This window comes from Desulfoscipio gibsoniae DSM 7213 (assembly GCF_000233715.2).
Lineage (GTDB): Bacteria > Bacillota > Desulfotomaculia > Desulfotomaculales > Desulfallaceae > Sporotomaculum > Sporotomaculum gibsoniae.
In genome coordinates, this window is record NC_021184.1 from 4,509,265 (window position 1) to 4,531,677 (window position 22,413).

Consider the following 22,413-nt stretch of genomic DNA (forward strand, 5'->3'; position numbering starts at 1 on the left):
GTGTAGTATGGACAGAATAGTTATCACTAACCAAAAGGGAGAAAGCATCACGTTAGGCAACCAGGCCCCATATTTCCTTGAAACCATTGACGGTGTCGGGGAAGTGCCGGTAGCTATTGAAAGCCAAAAAGCACCCAAACAGGATGGCTCGACTTATCTCGACAATATGTTGGATAACCGGGCCATTTCTATTGAAGGCACGATTATCACGAAGATTGACCCTGCTTTTGTACTGGAAGCCAGAAGGAAAATGCAAAGGGTACTAAACCCAAAATTGGGGGAAGTAACTATCACCTACCATCAGAGAGACCAGGTCCGGGAGATTAAAGGTCTGGCCGAAACCACTCCGGTATTCCCCGGTGGGCAAGGGAGTAAAGGTTTGTATTACCAAAAATTCTTACTTCACCTGCTCTGCCACCAACCCTTCTGGCTGGATACCTTCTATGAAAGCCGGGAGATGTCTTATCTCATGGGCGGGATTAAGTTTAAACTAATCCTTCCCACTGTATTCTCCTACCGGGGTTTTAAGAGGCGGGCGGTAAACGAAGGCGATGTGGCTACGCCGGTGGAGATAGAGTTTAAGGGACCGGCAACTAATCCTACAGTTAATAATCTAACCACTGGGGAATTTATCAAAGTTAACCGGGAACTTGGGGAGGAAGATGTGCTCACCATCAATACCGCCTTCGGGCAGAAATATGTGAGGATTAACGGGCAGAATGCTTTCCACTATATTGACTTGGACAGCGTATTTTGGCAGCTAGTACCGGGAGAAAACACCTTAAGCTACCGGAGCAACAACGACAGCATCAAAACCAGGGTTACCGTCAAGTGGAAAAACCGCTATGTTGGCCTATAGAAAGGAGTGATTTTGTGGCAGAGCTTTACAGATTTTTTGATTCCGTTGATGGCGAGGACGAACGTTTTTATACCGCAGATGAGTTCGCTGAATACTTCCGCCAGTTTATCAGAAACGGCATCTTCAACGGCTCCGGGGACAACTTGCAGGTAGGAGCCGAAGGCCAGGACATGCGAACTTTTATTAAACCCGGCTATGCCTGGATTGAAGGCTACCTTTACAAAATCGACATTGAACCTTTGGAACTTTACCACCCGATGGCCCATGCCAACTACGACCGCATCGACCGGGTGGTGATTAGATTAGATAAGACTTTAGAAAACCGCTACGTGAAAGCCTTTGTGTTAACTGGTACCCCAGCGGAAACGCCACAGGTACCGGAGCTGACTAGGGATGAGAATGTTTATGAGCTGGCTTTAGCCCAGGTGAAGATCTTGGCCGGGAAAAGCTTTATCGAAGCGTACCAAATTACTGATGAAAGATTAAATCCGGAAGTCTGCGGCGTGGTCACCCATTTATTTGAACAGGTGGACACCACCGAGCTGTTTAACGAATGGCAGTTATACCTCAATGCCAGGAGAGCACACGGAGATACAGAGTTTGCCGCCTGGCTTGAATATTTGACAGATAAAAAGCAAGATGCTGGTATTGAGCATGCTGCCTTTTTGGCCATGCTGCAATCAAAGTTCACCGCTTTTCAAAACACCTGGACTAACTGGGTAAACGATAAGCTAACCATTCCGGATGGAGCCTTCTACATCCAGTGGAAAACCTGGTTCGATAGAATCCAGCAGGACTGGGATATTTGGTTTGACCATGAAGCCCAGCGGGTTTGGCAAGCCTGGGTAAACGAGAAGTTAACGGCACCTGATGGCGAATTTTACACCCAGTGGCAGGACTGGTTTGAAGAAATCCAAGACGTAACCAACCTGGTGCCCAGGAGCCAATTCAAGGCCCACAAAGATCGGACTGTCAGGGAAGGTGCCCACGGTCTACGCTTTGCTGCTAATCACTTGGAAGTAGAAATTAATGACGGCAAATGGCGCAGGCTGCAAGCACCAATCAGCACATGGGGAGGGATGTAATATGGGCAGCGCTATAAGATTGAGCAAGGGTGAATTGACCACTACTTTCGAGCCTTTATACCAGGTGCCCAATGATCGGGTGGTGATTCTAAAATCCATCATCTTAACGAACTTAACAGATACAGCGCAAACCATCAGCCTAAAACTGGCCGGGGCTTATGTGATGCGGGATAAAACACTATCCGCCGGTGAATCTTACCAAGCATCGGTATTTGACCAGGTTATTGTATCGGGGGAAGTTATCGAGGGCAAAGCCGGTCAACCGGAAGCAGTGGATTACTACATCAGCGGCAAACTGCTCCTGCCCCAGGACATCGCCAGTGAAACCCAGTGGATGCAAGAGCAGTGGGACGCCTGGTGGGCAGCGCACCCGGAAGTATTCGAAGTGGTTTGGGATGCCTGGCTGCAAAGTAAAACCCGTGAACCAGATGGGGCCTTTTATGCTGAGTGGAAAGAGTGGTTTGACTATATTCAAGGACTTAGCTTTGATGCCACCGACCTGGTGCCCTGGACTGCTTTTAGGGACCACGAGGCTGATTTTTCCGCCCATGGGGATCTGGCCAATACCTACCGTTTTGGGAAAGACCACAAGGGGATTTTCACCACCATTGAATGGCACCGGCAAGATGGAACCCTGGCTAAACGGTCTGTGTTAAGCGGCGGCAACTCACCACGCTACGAAAACCGGACGGTTACTTATTATGAGGCAGATGGAGAAACAATTAAGACTGCTGTTGTATACAACCAAATATATGACGAGGCAGGAAACTGGATAGAGGAGGTAATGGCAAGTGAGTGATTTATGGCTGCACGGCTTGGGGCAAACATCAATGGGAGATCCGGGGGTTATTCCCATTGAAGGGTTAACGCCAATTATAGCATCAGATGAGATTAAAGGGCTGGGATTGCCTTTTGCCTACCGCTCATTGGGAACCTTGTCCAACCGTAAAGGTGTTAACCACTACCACAATGGGAAGGTCTATGTACTTCACGGCCTGGGGGTGACTATTTATGATGCGACTACCGGAGAAGTGATAGCCGATAATACCCACACAACTTCTTCAGCGCATATGACCCCTGACCTTGCGGCTACGGATGGTAGTTATTATCTTGCGCAGGGCACAACCCTATATAAATATGCCTCTGATGGTGCTTTAATTTGGAAAGCAGAGAATGTTGGTTCTTCATACTGTATCGCAGTAGAAACATCTGGTGTTTATGTTGGAGTTAGTGCATCCTCGGCTTATTATATTAAAAAATGTAACCGAACCAATGGTCAAGTTACGTGGACATCAACTAGCCTAAGTAGTAACATAGCGGCATTAGCGGTTAACAGTAATACAGTTATTGCGGCTGACCAAAGTTATAAGATCTATAGGTTAAATCCAAGTAACGGGAGCACGGTATATACTTACACCATACCTAATAACCGCTATGCCTATGCCCTAGCCATTGAGCCGGGTACTAACCATTTTTACTCAATAGATAGTTACCATGTCATACGAAAACATAGCTACCAAACAGGCGAGCCAATTTTTGAGAAAACCAGCGCCAACACAACTACCGTATACAATCTATTCATCGACAGCGAAAACAACATTTATACCGTCTCCAATCGGGAAATCACCAAGCTGGACAATCAACTGGCCGGTTTTATCTGGCGAGAGGATCACAACATTAGCGGTAACCCCATTTATGGTTTCGGCCTTGATAAAGAGCAGGGAAAAATCTATGTGCTGCGCCAGCATTCAGCCCGCATTTTATCTACCGATAAAGAGTGGTCGGATTTTATCCCGCATCAATTTGAAGGCGTAGTAAATTCCATTGATGTGGATGTCAACGGCAACTTCTACGGAGCCAGTGATGACTGGACGGCAAGGAAGTTCAATGCGCTGGGTGAGCAGCAGTGGGTATACCGTCATAACCTTGCTTTGAACTTTGTCAAAGCCGATAAGAACGGTAATGTTTATATTGCCGATACCAACCGAACCTTGAAAAAACTTAATCCGTACGGGGTGGAACAGTGGTCCTGCAGCATTTCCGGTACAACAGGTGCGGTAACAGATTTAGTGGTAAACAGCGAAGGAGTAATCATTGTTAGCATTGCTTATTTTCATACTTCCGGCTCCAAGGACTATTTAGTCAAAATATCCCCGGAAGGAACTTTGTTAAAGACCATGGAGATTGGTACCAGCGGTGTGTTTCGTAAACTGCATCTGTGGGATGACCGCACTGTAATGGCTTTTAACAAGTTGTACGACATCGACACCCTTCGGACTATACGATATTTCAGTGCGGCAAGGGCGATATTTGGTAGGCATGGAGATTTTCTCTTTGGTGTTTATGATGATGAAATCAGGGTATTCAATAAATATTCTGGTGGGCAGATACACTCTTTTGAAGTAAGCGATATTAACATTACCAACTTCTATTTGCGGGCTGTCCAAGGTTTGGACGGAGCTGTTTACGCCTGGGATAATGATAAGACCTTGATTAAATTCAATGAAAAAGGGGAGAAATTCTGGCGCTACAAGGCAGTGGAGAAGATTGCGGATATCAAGGTGGATGACGAGCACAATATTTATCTGGCCACCGGCTACTATATTGAAAAACTAACCCAAACCTTTGGAATCAAGGGTTACGATAAAAATTAGAGGAGGGCTTTAATATGATTTATGTATTTGAAAGCGGCAGTATCGTTTACGATGAGAGTGTTTTGGCAGAGGCGGATAAGGCCAGGGCTGTGGCGGTGGAGCAGCTGCCGGAGCAGGAAACGCCAGTAGGAAAGATCGCCATTATCAAGGCGGACAAGGCAACGGAGACCGTTTGGTGGGAATATGTAGATTCCCCTGCGGCTGTTGAATTTCGAGAGCTTGAAGTTCAAATCCAGGGGCTTCAGATGGCCTTAGCAGAACTGACAATATTGTTAGCGGGAGGTGAAGCATAATGACCTTTGATAAAAACTCGGCATTGGTTAAAAACGTATGGGTTCCGCTCATACTGGCCGGAGTGTACACACATGAACAGGTGCCAGCCTTGGGAAATCTAAGAGCAGTGGTGCAGCAAGTATTAGCGGAGATGGAGTAACACCTGGAAGGGGTGTTTTTTTAATGTTTTTTCTTTCCCCTTTATTGTGGTAAAATATGGCAGGAGGTGGAAAATGGAAAGAATAACTTGTAGCGGACCAATACTAATAAAATTTGCACCTTTGAAGTTGGCGAAGAGTTTTCGCAGCGGTACAATTTATATGAATTCGCTGGACTACTTTAGAGGTCTAGAAGATGACAATAAAGTAAGAGGAGATCTTTTGGAAGGTACACATAGTCTGATTGCAAAAGATGATTTTAGCCAGGTGTTGCCTCAATTTGGTATGGATTTTCCTGAAGCGATTAAGAAAAAAATAATTGGGGGCATACATCTGTTAGACGAAGAGTTAAAATATTATAAGGTTTTTTGTATGTATCAGTTAAATTGTGATTTTAAGAGCAGGTACATTGAGCCTATCGATACCAGGGTAAATAATTTTGGAGATACTTTTGTTTTAATATTTAATCTTAAAGAATTTAGAAGAAGGATTGTTGCTGAATTAGAAAAAGGAACATACAATGCCCTGGGATTTGCCGGACAAGGTGTGGAGTATTATCAATATGATACTTCTACTCAAAAATTAGGCCCATTAAAAAAGTTGGATTTATATAAGTGGCAAAATGAGTATAGGTTAATTGCTGAACCACTTGAACATACATTAGATCCGTTAATTCTTAACATTGGTGATATCTCTGATATTTCGATAATTGGCTCAACAAGTAGGTTAATTGAAGAGATTCATTTTGAAGGTAAGGAGCTTTTTGTACCAGGTTATAACTTATAACCACAAGAAATTGATAGAGGTGAGCCATGAAACCAATACGCATAATAACCCCGGCCCTGGAGCTTAAGGGAGAGGTAGACAACTATCTCTCCCTTTCCTTTTGCCGCAGCTACCACTCGCCTGGCGAGTTCCAGCTGGTGACAAACCGCAAGGTGCAAAACGCCAATCAGCTCGAAATCAACAATCTAATCATGCTGGGGGCTGACCCGTGCAAGACCGGCATCATCCGCCACAAGGAAATTAAAAGCAATGACAAAGGAGAAGAAATGCTCACCATCAAGGGTTACGCATTGGGGACTATCCTTCGTCAGCGCATCACCATCCCACCTGTCGGACAAGCCTACGACATCCAGGAAGCCAATGCGGAAACGGTCATGAAACACTATGTCCGGCGAAACTGTCTACAGATATCGGAGATGGAATTTCCGTTTCTTGTGATTGGTGATGACCAGCAAAGGGGAGAAAACGTTAAATGGCAAACACGATACAAGAACCTGGCTGATGAGCTGGAACAGATAAGCATACTTACTAGCCTTGGTTGGCATATCTACCCGGACTTCAATTCAAAGAAGTGGATATTTGACATATATAATAGAAGGAATTTTTCAGCCGGTCAACAAATAAACCCGCCGGTTATCTTCTCACCGGAGTTTGATAACATCAGAAGTCAGGAATTTATTGATAGCTTGGTGGGCTTTGGTAACTATGCAATCGTAGCTGGTCGAGACGAGGGAGCCAATAGAGAGATCATGATGCTGGGCAGCGATGCTACTGGTCTGGATCGCCACGTTATCTTTGTTGATGCCAGGGATGTTAAAGATACTGCTGACCTGCCAGCAAAAGGTGAAGCAAAACTGGTTGAGCATCAAAGGGTTTTATCCTTTCAAGCCGAGGTTTTAACCGCTGGGCCTTTTAAATATCGGGATGATTGGGATGTTGGGGATATCGTCACGGTGCAAAACAAAGCTTGGGACCTGACCATGGACACTCGGATTACAGAGGTGCAGGAAATCCATGAGGCTAGTGGCTTCAAACTGAACGTCACATTCGGCAACAACCTCCCCACCCTATCCCAGAAGTTAAAAACGGCCCTGGGGGAGTTCAAAACAGAAAGCACACGATAAGGACGCCTTTGACAGGTGTCTATTTTTTATGAAAGAAGGACGATTGCATGAAAGATATCATTCATACCCTGCAGCTTGCCTTTACGGCAATCGGCGGCTATATCGGCTGGTTTTTAGGTGGCTATGACGGTTTAGTCTTAGCTCTGGTGGCCTTTGTGGTCATTGATTATATTACTGGACTGATGGCAGCAGTTATTGAAAAGAAGCTTTCCAGTAGTATCGGCTTTCGGGGGATTTTCAAAAAAGTGCTCATATTTTCCTTGGTGGGTATAGGCCACATTATCGATTACTATCTGATTGAAAAGGGCAGTGCAGTCCGTACCGCTGTGATTTTCTTTTATTTGTCCAACGAAGGATTGAGCATCATCGAAAATGCATCCAAGGTGGGCCTGCCCATACCGGAGAAGCTGAGGGTGGTATTCACGGAACTTAGAAGGGAGGATAGAAAGAATGGCTAGAATTTGTATCGACGCCGGACACGGTGGAAATGATCCAGGGGCTGTATATACGGGAAGAAAGGAATCCGATGATAATTTAGCACTGGGAAAAGCAGTAGCGGCAGAACTAAGGCGGCACGGGGTAATTGTTGATGAAACCAGAACTGCTGATGTCACTGTCAGCCTCAATGAAAGGAGCAACTTTGAAAACCGGCAGTCTTACGATTGTTTCATCTCCTTCCATCGCAATGCCTTCAAGCCAGAGCAGGCCACGGGTGTGGAAACATACACCTATTTGAACCCAGGAGCCAAGGCCAAAGGGCTAGCAGAAAAAATCCAAACTGCATTGGTGGGTGTTGGCTTTACCAACCGGGGTGTTAAGGCGGCTAACTTCCATGTCCTTCGGGAAACAAAAGCACCGGCGGTATTGGTGGAGGTGGGTTTTATTGATAACACCGGTGACAACCAACTGTTTGATGTTAAAAGGGATGAGATCGTAGCGGCTATAACTAAAGCAATTCTGGAACAGGTGGGTATCAAATATCTGCCATCTACTCCCCCATCACCCAAGCAGCAAACCGGCCAAACATTATACAGAGTAATGGCAGGCTCCTATGCTGTTAGGGAAAACGCTGAAAGGCAGGTGGAAAGGTTAAAGGCCGCCGGGTTTGACGCCACCATTATGATATTTACGCCTTAGGCTAAAACGCTTAGGGCTTCTTTTTTTCAACGCCCAAATCCTTAACTTTTCTAAGTTGAATTATAAGTAATTATAACTTGATGTTATCCCAATGTAACGGTAACATGCTACCTACCAAAGGAGGGAGAGAAATGCTCTTAAACCAAGCAATCGAGGGTTTTACAAAGTACATGCACCTTATTGATAGATCGCAGGAAACCATTCGGGGCTATGCCATAGAATTGAAAGGGTTTAACAACTTCTTGACTGTCAAGCATAACTGCCCGGTGTATTTGGAAGACATTGTGCTTCAGGATTTGGAGGACTACCTGTTCTACGAAAAGGAAAGAGGGGCAGCCTCATCTAGTAGAAGCCGCTCATTATATATTCTAAGAAGCTTTTACAACTACTGCTGCAGGAAGGACTTATGCGTCAAGAACATTGCCAGCTTACTGGAGCCAGTGAAAATCAAACAAAAGGAACGAGAGTTTATCACCGAGGATGAGCTCGGGGAACTGGTAGCTGCCATTGAGCAACCAGTCATTAAAACCGTAGTCCAAGCCATGTTTTACACCGGTGGCCGGATTTCAGAGATGATCCACCTGACACTTGAGGATGTGGATCTGGATGGCCGGGTGTTACACATCATTGACGGCAAGGGCGGCAAAGACCGGGATGTGCCCATCAATGATAAGCTACACCGGATTTTGACCCACTACCTAGAGCACATCCGGGACGCACATTCAAATCGCTTCTTTGCTTTAACCAGAACCGGCAAAGTATCGGCCAGCTATATCAACTACTGGATTCATACCGCAGTAGAGGAATTGGGCTGGGACAAGAACATCAGCGCCCACGTGCTTCGGCACTCCTTTGGCTCCAACCTGCTGGAGAAAGGGGCCTCGGTGGTGAGCATTCAAAAGCTGCTGGGCCACTCAAGCCTTAGGGTAACGTCAAGATATCTGCACCAGGACACGGATAAGCTGACTGAAGCGGTTAATCTTTTATAGGGAGGGATAAAACCATGGAACCTATTTACGATGAAAAGGTCAAACGGATTATTGAAATGCTAAAATTTAAAACCAGGGATGAAGTGGCGGCAGAGTTGAAGTACAAGAGTTACAAAAGCCTTGATATGTACATGCGCCGGAAGAACTTTGCTTTCGACAGCCAGCAAGGTCAGTATTTCCCCCGGAAGAACAGAATTGAAAAACCAGACCCCAAAAGCTACGCACCCACCAAGGTAGCCAGCATCATCACAGCTTTTGAGATTGAGGGCATTGACCCAAGGATGGTGGCCAGACAAGAGGGATTTGCTGACCACCGGGAAATGGCTGAGTACATGAAAACCAAGGGCTACGAGTGGAACGTCCATAAAAACAACTATGTCAAGACCGTGGGTAGGATTGATGTGCCGGAGCCGGTTGGTGATCCAATGCCGGAATCAATCAACCTACCAGGGCCAATTGTTCAATCGGCATTATCGCCAACCGTTCAACCAACCAGCGGGGAATTACCGGAGGGGCTTGGGGAATATCTGCCCTTCCTTCGCTTCCTCTATGAAAACCGGGATGAACTCTATCAGTTACTCACCGGTACCAGGGACGATGGCATAATTCCAAGGTATGCTGTGCCAGGGGAAGTCAGGACTAAAGCCATTTACATGAGTGATGTTATTGCCAAGCTGGCCGGGGAATTTAGCAAGGAGAAGAAGGTTGCCTTAAGGGAAGTCATGGAAGGGGCGCTAGTGGAATACCTGATGAGGTATGGGTTCAAGCGGGAAGTGGAAACGCTCCTAAGAAACCAGTAAAAATATTTATTCCACGGTTGTGTTTTTATGGTATAATAAATATGGAGTATTGTAGGAAAAAAGGTGATATAATGCCGACCATTTGTATGTTTTATGGGATAATTATAAGAATGTATTGCGCCCCTGATGAGCATAACCCGCCTCACTTTCATGCATATTATGGGAAGCATAAGGCGATAATTGATATAAATACTTGTGAACTAACTAATGGGAGTCTCCCTAAAAAACAGCTTAAACTTGTCCTTGCTTGGGCAGAATTAAGACAGGAAGATTTATTGGCAAACTGGGTGTTGGCAATGAATAGCGAATTGCCGTTTAAAATTGAACCTTTGAAATAGAGGTGATGAATTATGTATGTGTCTGTAGTAGGAGTTGAACCTTTGGAGAGCTATAGACTGCTTTTAACCTTTGAAAACGGAGAAAAAAGGTTATTTGATATGACGCCTTATCTGAACAAAGGAATTTTTAGGGAATTAAAAGACAAGAATTTATTTAGATCGGTCCGGGTGAGTTTTGATAGCATAGAGTGGAGCAATCAAGCAGATATTGATCCCGAGGTTCTTTACGAAAAAAGTGTAGCATATCAGTGATTTATAAGAAAATCTATTATGAATAATTATCTAATATCTCCTAACCTTATGAAACTTGCTACTAATAATTACCTATATAACCACAATTAGAGGTTAAGAACCCCTCAATCCTTTGCACCATGCGGGTTTGCGGGGTTTTAAACATACAGAACACTTGTTCTTTAGTGCTATTAACAATAAAGTTATTGAAGTAACATTTAATAAAGAAATAGACAAGGCAACAGCTACCGCTGTAACCGCTAAGGTACTTGACGGAACAACAACTGTTTCTGCCGCACCGATAGTTAGAACAGATAATAAATCACTGGTATTACCAGCGACAGGCACATTAGATCAAAACAAAACCTATAAAGTAGCGGTAAATCAAATTAAATCTAAGGATGGTAAAGAAGTAATCTCTAATGTTTCTAAGGACGTTACAGTTGTAGATACAACATTCCCGACAGTTGTTAATGCAGTGGCAACAACATCAAAAACTATTGAAGTAACATTCTCTGAACCTGTGAATATATCTAATGAAGCAAAAGTTTGGGAAGAGTTTGCATTGAATGGAATTAACCTTTACGCAACAGTATCCGGTGCTACAACTACAAATTATACATCCAATAAGGTAATCCTTACCTTAGCTAACAAAATGAACAATGGAGATAAGTTTGTTGTTACGCCTAAACTTAAGGATTTTGCAAATTTCCCTGTTACACAAAAAGAATTCACAATGAGCGTAACTACTGACACAACAGCTCCTGCAATTGCAGGTGCTAAAGTGCTGGAGAACACACCTGGTGCGCCGGGCAGTACAAAAGTTGAAGTCAAATTTAATGAGCCTGTGCAAAGCGCAACAATAGCAACTACAAGCGCCGACTTCACATTTACTCCTGCTGGCGGTTCAACCATACAAATAGCCGGAGCTGGGGTAGCTAATTCAAGTGGGGATAATGCAACTTTTGAATTAACTCTAGCTGACGATTTAGGTCCCGCTGCGTTGGTTGAAGTTGTTATTTCCTATAAAGGCGTTAAAGATATAGAAGGTAATGAAGTAAAGACCGCAACACAGTTTAAATTCCAAGCAGAAGATGATACAGTAGCTCCTACAGTGACAGCTCAACTTCAGACCGGCAATAAGGTTCTTCTTACTTTTAGTGAGAAAGTCTTAAATGCTACAACAGCAGCCAATTATGAATTATATGATAAAGATAATAAAAAAGTTGCAACTACTATAACTCCTTCTGTAAAGTCTGGTGATACCACTGGTACACTATACGAATTGAGTTTTAGTAATGCCACTCAACTTGATGGTAATTACACTTTAAAAGTAGTTAAAACAAATAATATCTCTGACCTCAGTGTAAGGAACAACAAAGTTGCCGAAACCAATCTGCCGATTACATTTGCTAGTATATCAGCACCGACAATTCAGGGCGATGTAATAGCTCAAGTGGATAAGGACTTTACTAGTGATACCAAACAAGATGCGAAGATAAAGATTGCTTTCTCAAAACAAATGGATAGTGCCAATACAACGAATTTGGCAAACTATATGATTAAGTTGAGCACTGCTGATTACAAGTTTGGTAACCTCTTTACCGGTGCTACTGCTACCTTATCTACCGATGGGAAATCAATAGATATTGTAATACCCGGTTCAAATACTGCCCAATTAGACATCGATGCTGTAACAAATATTGCAGCAACTGACATCAAGATTAAGGTTCTGGGTGTAAAGGATGTTAACGGCAATCTGTTAAGTTCCTCCGATCTTAATAGGGAGATAACAGCTATTGCATTTGTCAGTGATGCTGCTACATTAACATCTGTGGAAGCCACAGCAAAAAGAGCCATTGTTATTAAGTCTAATGTGGCAATTACATCGATAGATCCTAACGCTATTAAATTTGTCAAGAGTTCTGGCACTGATGTTGCCCAAACCTTAGGTGTTGCAAGTGTTTCGTTTAGCTCTGATAAGAAGACAGCTACATTAACCTTGAATGCTGATATACAAGCAGATGGCAATTATAATGTAGCTGAAACTGGTGGACCAGATGTCGCCGCATTAGATATGGTATTTATTAGCGATAAAGCCGTTGTGAATGCGTTAGGACAATGTGTAGCATATGGTGTGCTGACTGATTCCAATACCTGGAACGGTGTTGGTAGCAATTACACTATAGCTGACAAAATCGGACCAAGTATTATTACAACAGATCCGGTTGTAAAAGGTTCAACTGATGATACGATACTGGTTAAGTTTGATGAAGATATTAAAACTCAATTCAATGGTGATGTTGCAAACGATTTAACAGTTAAAATTGACGGGGTCACTTTAGACAATGTCAAGGGTGAATTTACAGTAGCTACTACTGCTAATGATGACGAATTTGAAATTACAGTTAAAAAACCAGGTGTAGTAGATACAAATAATGTACTCGTATCCCTAGTTAGTGGAAGGTATCTTGTTGATAACTCCACAGCTAGAAATAGAGCAAATACGTTTACGGATGTTGCGATTAAGACTACTGATAAGATAACTGAAAAAGTAGCACCCACATTTACAGCTACTGGAGCAGGTAACACCATAACTGTTGTTTTCAGCGAACAAGTTGAAAAAGCATCCGCAGAAAATATTGCTAACTACACGTATAAGGCAGACGGAACAAATACAGAAGCGGTTGTAAGCGCTGTATTAGGTGCGGATGGCAAAACTGTTACAATAACAACAACAACTGCTGTAACGGGTGCCACAAGCACAATTGATGCCAGTGTCAAAGATTTAGCTGGTAATACATCAGCATCCGCACCAGTAACTTTATAGGGAATGCTCGGGTCGGAAGCTGGACGGGGCTCAAAAAGCCCCATCCAGTTCCTCCCAAAAGGGGACAGTCCCCCGCTACGTTAACAATTTAACACGTTAAAGAGCTTTTCAGCCGGGAGGTCCCAAGCGGATCGCCCGGTTGTCTTCTTTTTGTCATGCCCCCCTGAGTTGACTGTCAGAACCAGCACCAAAAACGTCGGAACCATTTTGTGAAGTCTACAACACCAAGGCTACCTTCTTTTCTATCCTTCCAGCACTGTACTTGTCCTCACTGTGCTCACCGAACAATATTCAAATGTCAAAGAGCGAAAAAAATTAACCTACCCAACCAGCTAAACCCGGCTAAAGTCTTAACACTAGGTTTAAAAAAAATAGAATACAATAATTTGTAACATAAGTCAAAAAAAACCTAGATTTCTAAAATTTAATATGTATAACTAAGTATAGTATAATATGTCGAAAAATACAACAGGTAATAAGTGCCATACAAGCATTTTATAAATCGGTTTTTCCATTTGTGTATAAGGTTTAACCGACCTTTTTGTTTCTTCCATAGAAATATACGTTGCACAGGTGAGATTTTGTGGGTATAAAAAACGAGGTAAATATTGACAAGTGGTGTCGATGCTCGGGTCGATTTCGGGAATCTTAACGGGCTCCCAAAACCTCCCAAAAGGGGACAGTTCGAAAGCGCCGGGATAAACCGGCATAGAGTAGGGGATGCAAGAGCCCCACGTGAAAGGAGTAGCTGCACCATCACGACCCCTAGTCATGCGCGGGCAGCCGCGAGGCCGCACGTGAAGCGTTGACAGGGGAAAACGCAGGCCAGCTATAGAGCTCCGAAATCACCCATCCGGGGTGCCGACCTTGTGCTCGGGTCGGTTTTGGGAATCCTAACGGATTCCCAAAACCTCCCAAAAGGGGACAGTCCCCCGCTACGTTAACAATTTAGCGAGATAAAGAATTTAACAGCCGGTAGGTCCCACGCGGATCGCCCGGCTGTTTTCTTTTTCTGTTCTCCCTTATGCTCGTTTTTTCCCTTTCAGCCATGGAACCTGCCCAGCAGATAGCCAGCATGAATTGTTGTGCCCCGGGTGGTATTCAATTGTCAAAGGACAAGAATGAATTTAACTGACTGGTTAATGAATAGCATTTTGCTTAAGTGCTTAGGATTTAACAATTACATTATAACGAAAGAATATTAAGCATTCTTTTCTGAGGGATGAACATATTTTGCAAAATTGTGAACAATTGTTACAAGACAGGAATCCAGTTGTGCAAGTAAAAATTAATTTCAAATAGGATAGATCAGAATTATTTGTCTAGCTTTATTATCAGGCTTAATTAAGATAACGGTCGGTTTTGGGTGTTCCCTTCAAAAAGTCCACCTGGAGACATTATATGGTAAAGTGCTCGGGTCGGAAGCTGGACGGGGCTCAAAAAGCCCCATCCAGTTCCTCCCAAAAGGGGACTGCTCGGGGATTTCCGGAAGGCCTAACCGGCCATCCAAATATCCCCAAAAGGGGACAGTCCCCCACCAGAGTAACACATTAACGAACTAAAGAACTCCAGGGGTTAGCCCCTTAGTTATCAAGTTATTTGATAACAATCGTCTAACGCCGAAGTAAACAAAAAACAGCCGGAAGATCCCACGCAGATCGCCCGGCTGTTTTCTTTTTCTGCTTTCTGCCCTGGCAGACGGGACAGTCAGGCCTCCCGCTCCCCCGCTCCCCCGTTCTCCGTATTTGCCGTCAATAGCGTCAGTCCAGGTAGCACGGTCACAGCGAAACAGCCTCCTGATCAAGCATATATTATTACCTTGAAATAGCAGCAACAGTAACAAGGTGGTAAAGTCTGAAACCGCCCACTTCCGGAATTAACGATCTGGCACAGATACAATTCAGATCTGATAGCAGTTATCCTCCTGATCACCCTTGTTGTGCTAATCGCCGACCGCAGGCGGCAGCAGCCCTTGGGGGGCTGCATCTAAAAACCCCCGTCCACTCATTTCCCACAAGGAGACCTACCCTACTTGGGCAAGAACCAGCCACGGGGACGGTTCCTGTGGCTGGTCCGGCTCACCTGACGCCGGTGCCCTGACGCTGAAGTGAACAAGAACGGCTGGGAGGTCCCACGCGGATCGCCCGGCTGTTTTCTTTCTGCTCCTGCTCGGGTCGGTTTTGGGAATCCTAACGGATTCCCAAAACCTCCCAAAGGGGACAGTCCGTGCATCCGAGAAATGGCGCGTCATATAGTGGGTGCGAATCCCACCCAGCAAGGTTGAGCCGACCACTGGTAGTTAGCCTTGGAGTGTAAATGGTAACATATTTACATTTAAGCGTAGGTAAACAAGGTAATGGGCCGAAAGTCTGAGAACTGAATGGGAATTAGCCTCGAAATCCCTAATTGGGAAGGCTGATGTGTTGGACTGGTCCCACTGAGCCTCGGACTAGGGGCTCATGCTCGGGTCGGAATTTGGACGGTGTCCCCTTCAAGAAATCCATCCGGCCGAACAAGGGTACCAAGATATATAATTTAAGGAACACAATGGTAACTAGGTACCGAAAAAACAGGTTGTCTTCCCAGGAAGAGAAGACCTATTTTTATATAATATTACAGCACCATAAAGCGTATTTAGCCACCCACGATTAAGCCTTTAATAAAAGGTTTTTCCGCAGGGTAGATGAATTAGATAAAACTTAAGCAACTTTTTTATAAGTATGGTAAAGCCTACCCAGGACCGGCGTTGATTTCAACTTTGTCTCCGCCGCCGTAGTGGGCTTATAAGCCGGTGACGGAATCGGCGTTCGGCCGTCAATCCCCTGGTGTGTCCGGTGCGGGTTATAGTATTTATGGACATATTCACTCATTAAATAATGCAAATGCCTTTCATTTAACGGTATAATGTGGTTCAGTAATTCCTGGCGTAAAGTGCCGATAACCCTCTCGGCATAGGGATTCTGCCATGGCGATTTATAAGACGTTCTTTTTGATTTTATTCCCGACGATCTCAAGAGGGCTTGAAAAGCTTTAGAGACAAATACCGAATCATTATCATGGACTAGGTATTTGGGTTTTTGATCGTAGGGTGTAGCGTTTCGGAATTGCTGTTTGAGCCAAAAAACATTAGTATTGCTGGTAACAGCAAAATGCTCAACTTTACGGGTGCCGTGATTTATTATGACCAGGACATATATAATCTTGAACGTGAGAGTAGGGACGGTGAAAAAATCTATTCCCCAGGTATGGGGGGCATGATTTTTTAGAAACGTTCTCCAGGACTGAACCTGCTTTTCTGACGGTGGCTTCCTAGTGGATGGAAGATATTTGGCAATAGTATTGGGAGCCGGTGCGTCCGTGACATTCATCAATATCAACTGCTCACGTATTTTTTCCGGCGATAGTAGCCGGTTTTCCTTGTGTAACTTTTTGATTAGTTGAATGGTTTCCCGAGAGATTGCCGGGCGTCCCCTCTTAGACTTTTTCAGCACGCTGGTCTTAATAACCAGTCCTTTCTTGCTCCACTTTTTCCAGAGCTTTGGTAAACTGTTCTATACTTTCTGCCTCAATTGCTACATAAAACAGCTTTTCAATTGTATCTTCATTATCAATAGCGCCTAATCTCGATTCAAAAAACTTATCCGGTTTTTTACCAATCTTTTTTTCTAAAGTTTTTAGAATGGCAAAAATTATACCTTTGACCTTACCTTTATCTTCCCATTCCTCGCGGATACCATCAAACAGCGGAGAGTTTTCCATTTTACTCACCTCGATTACCTTTAGAATAATTTCCTTGGACAACTTAAGGGAGCTGATTACAGCCAGGCCCAAGAAGAGGTTGGCGCGGTCCTGGTCAGATGATACTTCTCTCTCAAATCGCTTTGAGCACGCCTCAAGAACCTCCTGCGGTGGATCGGAATGCCGCATTAAAGGCACCAGGGGCAGAAGTCCTACCGGAGCTGCGTGTATAAACTCCCGTCCATTCATTTCACTTAGGTTAAATTGCCGGTAGTTAAAATTTATTACAGTTATGTCTAGGCATTCATATGTATAACATTCTTCCCTGTAGCCCTGGCCGGTTAAATTTATCAGTACCGGGTAAACCGGTTTCTTATGTGTTCTATGGTGCATGGCCGTGTATTCAAGCAGTCTTAAGGGCATGGTTTTGTCAGGCCTGGTTTGTATTTCAATTAATAATACATATTCATAGCCGCTCTCAGTGACTTTCAGCAAAATATCTAATGTGCGCTGGGTGGCCACGGCTTCCTTTTCCAGGCGCTCAATCTTCTCCACTTCTGCACCCGGCCCTCTGACTATGGTTACAAAATGTTCCGGGTATTGCTCGGCCAGGGCCTTTAGGATTAAATCATATTCAGCCAATTCAAACACTCCACATTTTTTTATATTATATCATTTCATTTAATCATGGTCCAAGCTGTCATTTCTTAACGCTTGTGACTGTATGTATAAATTTCGTCCTACTCTTGAGCTATTCCTTTCCATTGGCTCTAAAATATGGACGGGAGATAGCCAGCAGGTTTTCGTGCCGAAACGGCGGGGGTAGATTCAAGGACAAGCACAAGCGGATCACCACCTACTTGCAGATTGCCGTCGCCAGGGAAGTAGAGTCCCTCAGGGAAAGAGGCTTGATCTTGAACATGACCGCGTTTGTGAACGAGGCTATCAAGGAACATCTGGAGAGGCGCCATGGAGTAAAGATCGAGTGATGGAAATTTTGGGTAGTTGAACACTGCTGCAAAACAAGACGCCCGCGTCCCACAATCCGTAAAATGCGTCAGTACCGGCAATGGAAAAAAACGGATGTCGGCATTGACGCTCTTGACGGTAAAAACGGGACAAAGTGGCCCCGCGGACAGCGAAAGCTCTCAGCAAAAAAATCCGGGCTCGCTGCAAAAAGAGGCCCGGCCCGCTGCAAAAAAATGCGGGAAAACTCCCCGGAAAGAAATCCCCAAGAAACCCATAGAAAGACGCCAATTTGGAGAAACCCAAAAACACTGCCTAATTGATATTAGGCAGCGAGCCGAAAAACGGAGGCCAACTTAACCGAAAAAGGTCGGGCTGGCCTTTTTGCATTGCATAACAATAAGATTGTCCTGAACCCAAAAAGAAGTAGGAAAAAACCAACCGGCTTAGAACCTATACGGTGAAGGCAAACACAACTCCCTGTCACTCCGGTTGCCGCCATGATATAATACCAGTAAGGAAGTGAATAAATTGCCAGACCGAGGAAAAACGTCACCAAAACCGCCCCACCACCCCCACGATAAAGGATACAGGCAGCTTTTGACCAACAAAAAGACCTTCCTGGAACTACTGCAAACCTTCGTGGACGAGGGCTGGGTGCGTGAAATAAAAGAAGATGACTTGACGCTGGTCAATAAGTCCTATGTGCTACAGGACTTTAGCGACAAAGAGGCCGACATAGTGTACAGGATGAGGCTCGGCGGAAGCGAAATAATATTCTACGTACTCTTAGAACTGCAGTCAACCGTGGACCACACCATGCCCTTTCGCCTGCTGCAATACATGGTCGAGATATGGCGGGACATTTACCAAAATACGCCGGAAAAAGAACGGAGACGCAAGAGCTTCAAACTGCCGCCCATCGTCCCCGCCGTACTCTACAACGGCAAGAAAGGCTGGACGGCCCACCAGAGCTTTAGAAAGTACCAGTCGGGGCACGAACAATTCCCCGGCCGCTTGCTGGATTTTTCCTACATCCTCTTTGATGTCGTTCGCTATAGCGAAGAAGACCTGCACCGGGCGGCCAATGTAGTGTCCAGCGTATTCTACCTGGATCAGACCGTTGATTCGAGAGAACTGGTGGCCCGGCTCAGAAAACTGGCTGACGTATTGAAAGAAATGGACCCGGAACAATTCCGGCAAATAATCGTGTGGCTGCGGAACGTCATCAAACGCAAACTGCCAGGACCACTGCAAAAGGAAATTGACCGCGTGCTGGATGAAACTGAGCTTCGGGAGGTGGAAAAAATGATCACCAATATTGAGCGGTCGCTGGATGAGATGCAAAAGGCGGCTGAAGCGAGGGGAATGGAAAAAGGTCAAACGAAAGGTAAACTTGAGGGCAAGCTTGAGGGCAAGCTTGAGGGTAAACTTGAAGGTAAAGTCGAAATAGCCAGGGTTGCGTTGAAAGAAGGATTGAATGTTGACATGATTTGCAAAATAACCGGATTGTCTTTAGAAACCGTACTGGAGCTAAAGAAAGAACTAGAAAACTAAAGTAAGAAGTAAAAATGGTCCTTACCCCTGACAAAGAGGTGGTAAGGGCTTTTTGTGTTTTTAGAAAAAGCAAAGGGAGCTGATCTCATGTTTGAACAAAACGGACTGACCCAGGACCAGGCGGCAGCCATTGAAGGCTTCAAGCAGTACCTGATCGAGGACGGCAATAAGTACGTTTTTGATGGTATCCGCCTGACCAACATTCCTGGTGCTAACGTAGCAGTACAAGGTATCACTCAGGGTGTTGGCAACGACGTTATTACTGAAGATAACAGATACAAAGTAACTATTACCCTGCCTACAACTCATGCTTTAACTTCAGGCACTCACGTTCTTCAGGTTTCCAATGTAGGTGAATGGGCAGCATCAACCGACAGTGCTAACCGCCTGTTGACTCAAACAATCAACTTTAACGTAAACGTGGATAATACCGCTCCCACAGCGTACTTGACCAGGAAATCATTTAAGGGCAAAAATAGCTTTAACGGATTCTAATACAATACTTTTCATTATCGGTAACGGATTCGATATAATGCATGGCGTTCCATCAAGCTATTATAATTTCCGGGACACCATAGGTAAAAACAATATATTAAGATTTACATTGGAAACTTATATCAGAAAGGATGATATATGGGGAAATTTTGAAAGTAGTCTAGCGTATTTGGATCGTGAAATGATGCTTAGTACAGTAGATGACTGGCTAGATGATTTTGGTGTACCTGATGAAGAGGATGATGATGATTTTTCGGCTGCTGATTTCTTTGCTGCCCAAGAGACCGCTGCATCTCCAGTATTCGTTTTAACTCAAGAGCTTCCTAAAAGGTTTCGTAGATGGATAAATACATTAAAACCCAATAGTCATTCAAAAGCGCTTGAAGATATTTTTAAACTTAATTCACGATATATTAACTTCAATTATACAGAATTCTTAGAAACGATCTATGAAGTACCTAGGGAAAACATACTATACATCCACGGTGATAGAAGAGATAAAAAAACACAACTTGTGCTAGGACATGGACATGATACTGAAAAGATATTTGAGGAATGGTATCAATCCAACAAAAACCGGAAGGAATTTCAGCCAAGGCTAAGAGGAAGAAAAGGACAATTTTATAATAACGATAACCCGGTGTATTTGGGTTACTTTTTAAGTGATAATACTAAGGGAAATTGGAAGAGCCAAATGAGATATGATGTAATCAATAACACGGTCGGTATTATTGAAGACTACTACGATAATTCAGCCAAGAAAACAAGTGATGTTCTAGCCAAGAACCAGCAGTATTTTAAATCGCTAGAGAATATTAGGAGTATTGTGGTAATTGGGCATTCCTTATCGGATGTGGATTATCCTTATTTTAAGGAGATAATTAAATTTAACAGAAATAGCACTGAGGTAAAATGGCACATTAGCTGGCACAGTGTGGATGACACTCCCCCTTTCCGATTGAATTTCCATAATAACAATACTCATATCTGGTATGATTTTGCTCTGATATACCTTTACCCCCAGTCACTGGACGAAATTAGGACGTTCTTACTACAACAAGGCGCTGAGCCATTATAAAATAATTTTTTAGAAAAGCGGACACGGGATGTCCGGTTTTTTTATGCCTAAACTCATAAGAGTCATACATGAACCCCAATAAAGGGTTTGTGTATGGCTCTTTTTTTTGTTTTTATACATTTCTGAGCTAAAAATCCCCCTTTTGCTCCTTGACTAGCGGACATGAGGTGTCCGCCATGGTACCCTTTTTATCCCCTAAACTGATATTGAAGGCGAAGGGAATAGTCCTTCAATAAATTGGAACAGCCAAACGGCTCCCGTTTTAAAAAAAACGGCGAGTTTTTTGGCTGCTAGTCATGCCCTTTTCTCGCTGGAGAAAGGGGCTAATTTTATGCCAAGAGGTTTCAAAACCAGTAAAAAGAACCGCACCAATTATGTCTATTACACAGCCGAAGGAACAAAGATCGTTATTACCCCAGGTGAAGATGGAGTTACCGAAGCCGACATTGAGCTTTTGCATGCTTTGGATGACCAAGAAGTGGACGAGCAGCGCCGCTATGGCTACCGGGTGAGCGTACACCTTGATGCTTACCACGATGGTGAAGGTGGGGCTGCAGATGACCGCAATAAGTATCTCGCCAATAACAGTGCTAATCCAGAACAGCTTTACATGGAAGTAGAAGAGGAATTAGAGCATCTGGCTTCGTTGGACAGGCTTACCAAAGCCATGGAACATCTCCTACCAAAACAAAGGGAGCTGTTCAAAAAGGTATATGTAGACAAACGAACCAACGCGGATATTGCTGCTGAAGAAGGTGTGACTGAAGTGGCCATCCGGAACCGGCTCAAAAAGATGCACGAGAAGCTAAAAAAACATTTCTCCTAAGAAGGGGGGGTTCGAATGAACCCTCTTTTTCGCTTATAGGTGAGGGGTATAAACTACTTCGTAAACGCAAATAGCATTACACCACCGGAAATTGTGGACAAAACTCTTAACCCCATCATGAGCCGCTCGGAGGTCTATTCCGGGGTATACGCAAGGGTCAGCATTAATTTCTATGCATTCAATTCCAATGGAAATCGTGGAATAGCCTGCGGCCTGGGTAACATCCAGAAAATCCGCGATGGTGAGCCCTTGGGTGTAAAAGCCAGTGCCGCTGAAGACTTCGCTTCGGACTATGATGACGATTTTTTGGATTAAGCTAAAGTCCACTGCAATTAGAAGGGGTGGCGGGATTCCTGCCGCCCTATCCTTATAGGAGGTGTCTTAGGTGGCTCATATAAAAACGCTGTCCTGCGACATTGAAACTTATAGCAGTGCCGACCTGGGCAAATGCGGTGTCTACAAGTACGCCCAAGTCACAGGATTTTGAAG

Annotated in this window: 22 protein-coding genes and 1 pseudogene; 20 read left to right on the forward strand and 3 right to left on the reverse strand. The window is 44.2% G+C overall.

Features of this window, described 5'->3' with window-relative positions:
• Positions 1-7 precede the first annotated feature (7 nt).
• From DESGI_RS21040 to DESGI_RS21105, 15 genes are all read left to right on the forward strand, one after another.
• Positions 8-859 carry a phage tail family protein gene (locus tag DESGI_RS21040; protein ID WP_006524515.1) on the forward strand — a complete coding sequence of 284 codons (852 nt, stop codon included), beginning with the start codon at positions 8-10 and terminating at the stop codon, positions 857-859.
• Between the two features lie 14 nt (positions 860-873).
• Positions 874-1,944, forward strand: a complete 1,071-nt coding sequence (locus tag DESGI_RS21045) for a hypothetical protein (protein ID WP_006524514.1) — start codon at positions 874-876, stop codon at positions 1,942-1,944.
• Between the two features lies 1 nt (position 1,945).
• Positions 1,946-2,743, forward strand: coding sequence for a hypothetical protein (locus DESGI_RS21050; protein WP_006524513.1), 798 nt, complete (start codon positions 1,946-1,948; stop codon positions 2,741-2,743).
• Entirely contained in the window at positions 2,736-4,598 is a 1,863-nt protein-coding gene (locus tag DESGI_RS21055) for an outer membrane protein assembly factor BamB family protein (protein WP_006524512.1), read from the forward strand. The genes DESGI_RS21050 and DESGI_RS21055 overlap by 8 nt, the downstream gene beginning before the upstream one ends.
• Positions 4,599-4,612: 14 nt before the next feature.
• Positions 4,613-4,891: a hypothetical protein gene (locus DESGI_RS21060; protein WP_006524511.1), complete on the forward strand. Its 279-nt coding sequence runs from the start codon at positions 4,613-4,615 to the stop codon at positions 4,889-4,891.
• A complete protein-coding gene (locus tag DESGI_RS25240; RefSeq protein WP_006524510.1) occupies positions 4,891-5,031 on the forward strand; it encodes a hypothetical protein in 141 nt (46 codons plus the stop codon). Before DESGI_RS21060 ends, DESGI_RS25240 begins: the two co-directional genes overlap by 1 nt.
• Before the next feature lie 73 nt (positions 5,032-5,104).
• Complete coding sequence (locus tag DESGI_RS21065; RefSeq protein ID WP_006524509.1) at positions 5,105-5,815, forward strand: hypothetical protein; 711 nt, start codon at positions 5,105-5,107, stop codon at positions 5,813-5,815.
• A gap of 26 nt (positions 5,816-5,841) precedes the next feature.
• Positions 5,842-6,939, forward strand: a complete 1,098-nt coding sequence (locus tag DESGI_RS21070; RefSeq protein WP_006524508.1) for a siphovirus ReqiPepy6 Gp37-like family protein — start codon at positions 5,842-5,844, stop codon at positions 6,937-6,939.
• 47 nt (positions 6,940-6,986) lie between these two features.
• Positions 6,987-7,397, forward strand: coding sequence for a phage holin family protein (locus DESGI_RS21075; protein WP_006524507.1), 411 nt, complete (start codon positions 6,987-6,989; stop codon positions 7,395-7,397).
• Positions 7,390-8,076 (forward strand): N-acetylmuramoyl-L-alanine amidase, encoded by a 687-nt coding sequence (locus DESGI_RS21080; protein WP_006524506.1) that lies wholly within the window; start codon positions 7,390-7,392, stop codon positions 8,074-8,076. The genes DESGI_RS21075 and DESGI_RS21080 overlap by 8 nt, the downstream gene beginning before the upstream one ends.
• Before the next feature lie 131 nt (positions 8,077-8,207).
• Complete coding sequence (locus DESGI_RS21085) at positions 8,208-9,065, forward strand: tyrosine-type recombinase/integrase (protein WP_006524505.1); 858 nt, start codon at positions 8,208-8,210, stop codon at positions 9,063-9,065.
• A 14-nt stretch (positions 9,066-9,079) separates the two neighbouring features.
• Positions 9,080-9,865, forward strand: a complete 786-nt coding sequence (locus DESGI_RS21090) for a hypothetical protein (RefSeq protein ID WP_006524504.1) — start codon at positions 9,080-9,082, stop codon at positions 9,863-9,865.
• 71 nt (positions 9,866-9,936) lie between these two features.
• Positions 9,937-10,203 carry a DUF4160 domain-containing protein gene (locus DESGI_RS21095; RefSeq protein WP_006524503.1) on the forward strand — a complete coding sequence of 89 codons (267 nt, stop codon included), beginning with the start codon at positions 9,937-9,939 and terminating at the stop codon, positions 10,201-10,203.
• A gap of 12 nt (positions 10,204-10,215) precedes the next feature.
• Positions 10,216-10,455: a DUF2442 domain-containing protein gene (locus tag DESGI_RS21100; protein WP_006524231.1), complete on the forward strand. Its 240-nt coding sequence runs from the start codon at positions 10,216-10,218 to the stop codon at positions 10,453-10,455.
• Between the two features lie 127 nt (positions 10,456-10,582).
• A complete protein-coding gene (locus DESGI_RS21105) occupies positions 10,583-13,264 on the forward strand; it encodes an Ig-like domain-containing protein (RefSeq protein ID WP_157872838.1) in 2,682 nt (893 codons plus the stop codon).
• 1,558 nt (positions 13,265-14,822) lie between these two features.
• Here the strand turns inward: DESGI_RS21105 and DESGI_RS24940 are convergent.
• The 3 genes from DESGI_RS24940 to DESGI_RS21115 all read right to left on the reverse strand — a co-directional run bounded on the left by DESGI_RS24940 (position 14,823) and on the right by DESGI_RS21115 (position 17,644).
• The gene (locus tag DESGI_RS24940; RefSeq protein WP_157872839.1) at positions 14,823-15,068 is read right to left on the reverse strand and encodes a hypothetical protein; all 246 of its coding nucleotides are present in this window, start codon (positions 15,066-15,068) and stop codon (positions 14,823-14,825) included.
• 895 nt (positions 15,069-15,963) lie between these two features.
• Entirely contained in the window at positions 15,964-16,755 is a 792-nt protein-coding gene (locus tag DESGI_RS21110; protein WP_245561129.1) for an integrase core domain-containing protein, read from the reverse strand.
• Between the two features lie 7 nt (positions 16,756-16,762).
• Positions 16,763-17,644, reverse strand: coding sequence for an RpnC/YadD family protein (locus tag DESGI_RS21115; protein WP_006524500.1), 882 nt, complete (start codon positions 17,642-17,644; stop codon positions 16,763-16,765).
• 855 nt (positions 17,645-18,499) lie between these two features.
• Here DESGI_RS21115 and DESGI_RS21125 point away from each other — a divergent pair.
• The 5 genes and pseudogenes from DESGI_RS21125 to DESGI_RS21145 all read left to right on the forward strand — a co-directional run.
• Entirely contained in the window at positions 18,500-19,525 is a 1,026-nt protein-coding gene (locus DESGI_RS21125; RefSeq protein WP_006524499.1) for an Rpn family recombination-promoting nuclease/putative transposase, read from the forward strand.
• 54 nt (positions 19,526-19,579) lie between these two features.
• Positions 19,580-20,020, forward strand: coding sequence for a hypothetical protein (locus DESGI_RS21130; protein WP_041285030.1), 441 nt, complete (start codon positions 19,580-19,582; stop codon positions 20,018-20,020).
• Between the two features lie 16 nt (positions 20,021-20,036).
• A complete protein-coding gene (locus DESGI_RS21135; protein WP_281168139.1) occupies positions 20,037-21,098 on the forward strand; it encodes a bacteriophage abortive infection AbiH family protein in 1,062 nt (353 codons plus the stop codon).
• Positions 21,099-21,429: 331 nt separating this feature from the next.
• Positions 21,430-21,924, forward strand: coding sequence for an RNA polymerase sigma factor (locus tag DESGI_RS21140; protein WP_006524496.1), 495 nt, complete (start codon positions 21,430-21,432; stop codon positions 21,922-21,924).
• 51 nt (positions 21,925-21,975) lie between these two features.
• Positions 21,976-22,239: pseudogene (locus DESGI_RS21145) on the forward strand (ssDNA-binding protein); the annotation flags it as partial.
• Positions 22,240-22,413: the final 174 nt, after the last annotated feature.

Excerpts from the sequence above, each read along its gene's own strand:
- DESGI_RS21040 (WP_006524515.1), top strand. The coding sequence starts at position 8 with ATGGACAGAATAGTTATCACTAACCAAAAGGGAGAAAGCATCACGTTA.
- DESGI_RS21050 (WP_006524513.1), top strand. The coding sequence starts at position 1,946 with ATGGGCAGCGCTATAAGATTGAGCAAGGGTGAATTGACCACTACTTTC.
- DESGI_RS21060 (WP_006524511.1), top strand. The coding sequence starts at position 4,613 with ATGATTTATGTATTTGAAAGCGGCAGTATCGTTTACGATGAGAGTGTT.
- DESGI_RS25240 (WP_006524510.1), top strand. The coding sequence starts at position 4,891 with ATGACCTTTGATAAAAACTCGGCATTGGTTAAAAACGTATGGGTTCCG.
- DESGI_RS21065 (WP_006524509.1), top strand. The coding sequence starts at position 5,105 with ATGGAAAGAATAACTTGTAGCGGACCAATACTAATAAAATTTGCACCT.
- DESGI_RS21070 (WP_006524508.1), top strand. The coding sequence starts at position 5,842 with ATGAAACCAATACGCATAATAACCCCGGCCCTGGAGCTTAAGGGAGAG.
- DESGI_RS21075 (WP_006524507.1), top strand. The coding sequence starts at position 6,987 with ATGAAAGATATCATTCATACCCTGCAGCTTGCCTTTACGGCAATCGGC.
- DESGI_RS21080 (WP_006524506.1), top strand. The coding sequence starts at position 7,390 with ATGGCTAGAATTTGTATCGACGCCGGACACGGTGGAAATGATCCAGGG.
- DESGI_RS21085 (WP_006524505.1), top strand. The coding sequence starts at position 8,208 with ATGCTCTTAAACCAAGCAATCGAGGGTTTTACAAAGTACATGCACCTT.
- DESGI_RS21090 (WP_006524504.1), top strand. The coding sequence starts at position 9,080 with ATGGAACCTATTTACGATGAAAAGGTCAAACGGATTATTGAAATGCTA.
- DESGI_RS21095 (WP_006524503.1), top strand. The coding sequence starts at position 9,937 with ATGCCGACCATTTGTATGTTTTATGGGATAATTATAAGAATGTATTGC.
- DESGI_RS21100 (WP_006524231.1), top strand. The coding sequence starts at position 10,216 with ATGTATGTGTCTGTAGTAGGAGTTGAACCTTTGGAGAGCTATAGACTG.
- DESGI_RS21140 (WP_006524496.1), top strand. The coding sequence starts at position 21,430 with ATGCCAAGAGGTTTCAAAACCAGTAAAAAGAACCGCACCAATTATGTC.